We start from the raw sequence: 3,460 nt of genomic DNA on the forward strand, positions 1-3,460 counted from the left end.
TACCGTATATGGTGCTTGCTCACCATTCTTTTCCCGATTACCCCTAAGTAGGTTCGCCTGTTATGATTCGGATTTACAGTTTATGCTTTAGGCCTATGTTTATTTCCTGGTGTACCGATGTTTTATGCCAGCAGGAAAATACTCAGTATCTGCAAAAGGACGCAGGGAAACAAGGGGTAATTGCCGCTCGACAGGTGTGTAATTGGCGAATTCACTGTTCAAACGCAACAACTGGGTACGAACGGACTCGGCTATGGCTGGCGCGACGGCTTCATCTGGATCAATGCTCGGCAAACATTCCACAGCAATGTGCAGGACTTTATCGCCATCTTTGGTTTCCTGTGTTTCCAGCACGAATTTGCCGGTTACCCATACCATGATGTCCGGTTGTTCCAAACCGACCGTGACATTTTCAGGATAAATATTGGCCCCGTAATAAGATACGGTGAAATCCGCCCGCCCAAACACATAGACAAACGGCAAGTTGCGTGGCTGATAATCATTTTCCAGCCCTAACTCGCCAAGTGAATCCACCCCCTTCCCTTTCAGGAAACCCCACATCTCCTCATAAGCGATTAAACCGCCTTTATCGGCGATGTGATAGCGCACCAACGGCACGGAATTTTCGCCGGAAACCACCAGCGTGCCTTCGTGCGTTTCAAAGAAACGGTTGGCCGGATCGTATTGCACTAGCGTGGGTAAACGCGATTCGCCGAATAAGTCTCGGGCGGCATCGGGATGGTTTGCCAGCCAGCGGCGGATGGCGATGCTGAGCGGTGTTTCATTGCCGAGTACGCCGCCGTCGGCTGTGCCGTAAAGCGAAGCAGAATCAAAGCAGGGCGATGTCGAACCGATACGCTGCCCGATCAAGCTGCGCCATTCCTCGCTGAACACCTCGCCTGCAAAAACCAGCTTGGGCTTGAAGCGCGCCCATTCAATGCCTTCAGCAATACCGGCATCAATAACGTCCTTAACGAACGGCGGATAACCCAAAAGCACCGTTTGCTCGAAATGCGGGGACAACTCGCGCACCACACGAAAAATTTCCGCCTTGTTGTTGCCCGGGGTCGCCACCATTAGAGGGTAACCTTTCTGCGCCAGATGCCAGCAGCACGAAGCCGTAAACATGCCGCCCACCCAATTGCCCAAGGCAAAGCACACCACCGCCAACGTACTGCGTTCATGGGCGCGGAAACTGTCATGGAAGGCCTGTTCGAAGCGCATGGCGACATCCAGTTCGTAAGCAGCAGAACGCGGCCAAAACGTCGGTTGACCCGTAGAACCGGAAGATACCGCCACCCGGCCTGACCCCCGTAAACTGCCGCCCAAGCACCGTTCCGGCAACGGATAAGCTTGCATGTAATTGGCTTTGTTCATCAAGGGCAACGCCTGAAATGCCGAATAGGACGTAATCCCAATGGGATTTACCCCGTGTGCTTCCAAAAACTGTCGGTAAGCGGGCACTTCTATCGCACAACGGTGAAACAACGCCAAAACCTTGTCTTCGGGATTGATGGCTTGATTTATCGAAAGCAACTCGTCTAACGGTTTTTCCATAAAATCCCGAAAAATGTCTTTTGATGAGAATGTTTGTGGATTCGACATAGTAGCCCGCCAAAATAAATAATCCGCTAAATCAGGGAAACTTAAACACATTGGAATTTCAGGACGCGCTGATTCCCTTCACGGTTCGACAAGCTCACCACGAACGGAATCAACCCCTTACCGTTCGTCCTGAGATGCGAAGGACTTGTCCAAAGATTCCTTAATTGCTTTCTAAACAACGCCAAGATTTCATACAGCCAAAAATTAACCGTCAAATTTATAACCCAGTATAATCAAGGCACATTAAAAAGTTAACCTTGCGAGGTCCTTATGCCCGATAACCTGATTCTTAAATCCGCTCTGATCGCTGCATTATTCATGACAATGTCCGCGCCCGCTTTGTCCCGGGAAGCCACTGTTGCACCCGCGCCGAACGGGATTGCCATCCCGAAAGATTATAAAACCTGGCAACCTCTCGGCGTATCGCACCGGACGGATAAGGATTCGTTGCGGATTATCCTCGCGAACCCGATTGCCACGAAAGCCGCGACGGAAGGCAAGACCAACCCCTGGCCAGACGGCAGCATGCTCGCCAAATTGGCCTGGAAAGACAGCACCCACCCGAATTTTGCCGCCGCCACCGTGCCGGGCGAACTAACGCATGTCGAATTCATGATTAGGGACAGCAAGAAATTCGCGGATACCAACGGTTGGGGCTACGCCCGCTGGCTGGGCATGGAACAAAAACCTTACGGCAACGATGCCGGATTTGCCCAGGAATGTTCGACCTGCCATTTACAGGCGAAAGAAACGGGTTATGTGTTTACCCGGAAAGCGCCTTTGCCCTAACTTAAGAATAACCAAAAAAATTGCTCGGAGATGATGTGTTGGGGTTCACAAGTTCACCCCAACCTTATATCTAGATTCAAAATTTGAAATTTGTGATGAAACACATAAAAACAATTTGAAATACAAGCTAAGCTTTCTCACTAGAATCATTCATAAGATGATGCCACAGTAATTTTAACACTTAAATGTATTAATAATTAATGACTAAAGAAAGCGAAGCGGTTGAAGAACTTTTTTCTGAAAGGAAGAAGTTTCTGATTTTAGGATTAACGGGACTTACCGGCTCAGGCTGTTCAACTACTGCGGATCTATTAAAAAGCAAAGAATGGCCTGATTTTAATCCACCAAGTGATGCCTCATTTTATAAAAATGAAAATGATGTTAGGAAATATAAAATACTTTATGAGTATTTAAAACATAACTGGTGTGCGTTTGAAGTAATTCGTATCAAGGATATTATTACTGGCTATTTACTAAACTCGTCCTTCGATGATCTTAAAGAGTATTTGAAAAATAATTATGGTTTTGATAGTGAGAAGTTAAAAAAATTTGATGATGATCTTAGAAGTCAGTTTGATGAGTTAATACAATTAAAAAATGATGACAATTACAAGTTTTTTAACATATTTCAATGTAATAACGAAGCTTCAATAAAACTCCATGATTTAGTGGAAAAAGATATAGATTTTAGCTATGACTGGTATTTCAATAAGATACCGATATTTTCTAATAAGTTAAAATCATATTTTGATAATAAACATGACGATACTTATACTAAATTTTATCAAACTATAGGTGACAATATACGTTCATCTGAGAATGCATTAAAGCCTGTATTTTCAGCTAAAAAATTTTTTTCAATTGCATTATCTGCCAATAAACTAATCAAACTTCTGCGTGAAAAGCATAGAAAAGGAGATGTGAAGGACTCTCCTTGTTTGATAGTAATCGACACTCTAAGGAATCCTTTTGAGGTCTTTTTCTTCAAGGAGAGATATTCAGCTTTTTATCTTGTAGGAATTTCAACCACTGATGAAGAACTCAGAGACCGATTAGGTAAAGTATT

General features: G+C 45.0%; 3 protein-coding genes. 2 read left to right on the forward strand and 1 reads right to left on the reverse strand.

From position 1 onward, the window contains the following. Window positions 1-99 precede the first annotated feature (99 nt). Window positions 100-1,605, reverse strand: a complete 1,506-nt coding sequence (locus tag MGMO_RS16680) for a phenylacetate--CoA ligase family protein (protein ID WP_023496244.1) — start codon at window positions 1,603-1,605, stop codon at window positions 100-102. 270 nt (window positions 1,606-1,875) lie between these two features. Here MGMO_RS16680 and MGMO_RS16685 point away from each other — a divergent pair, with 270 nt between their 5' ends. Continuing rightward, the gene (locus MGMO_RS16685) at window positions 1,876-2,394 is read left to right on the forward strand and encodes a cytochrome P460 family protein (RefSeq protein ID WP_023496245.1); all 519 of its coding nucleotides are present in this window, start codon (window positions 1,876-1,878) and stop codon (window positions 2,392-2,394) included. A gap of 200 nt (window positions 2,395-2,594) precedes the next feature. Beyond that, window positions 2,595-3,460, forward strand: an 866-nt coding sequence (locus MGMO_RS16690; RefSeq protein ID WP_036308487.1) for a hypothetical protein, incomplete at its 3' end; no start/stop codon positions are given.

It is taken from the genome of Methyloglobulus morosus KoM1, from assembly GCF_000496735.2.
GTDB classification, from domain to species: Bacteria; Pseudomonadota; Gammaproteobacteria; order Methylococcales; family Methylomonadaceae; genus Methyloglobulus; species Methyloglobulus morosus.

Bases quoted from the DNA above. Each gene is read 5' to 3' on its own strand.
- MGMO_RS16680 (WP_023496244.1), bottom strand. From the start codon at position 1,605: ATGTCGAATCCACAAACATTCTCATCAAAAGACATTTTTCGGGATTTT.
- MGMO_RS16685 (WP_023496245.1), top strand. From the start codon at position 1,876: ATGCCCGATAACCTGATTCTTAAATCCGCTCTGATCGCTGCATTATTC.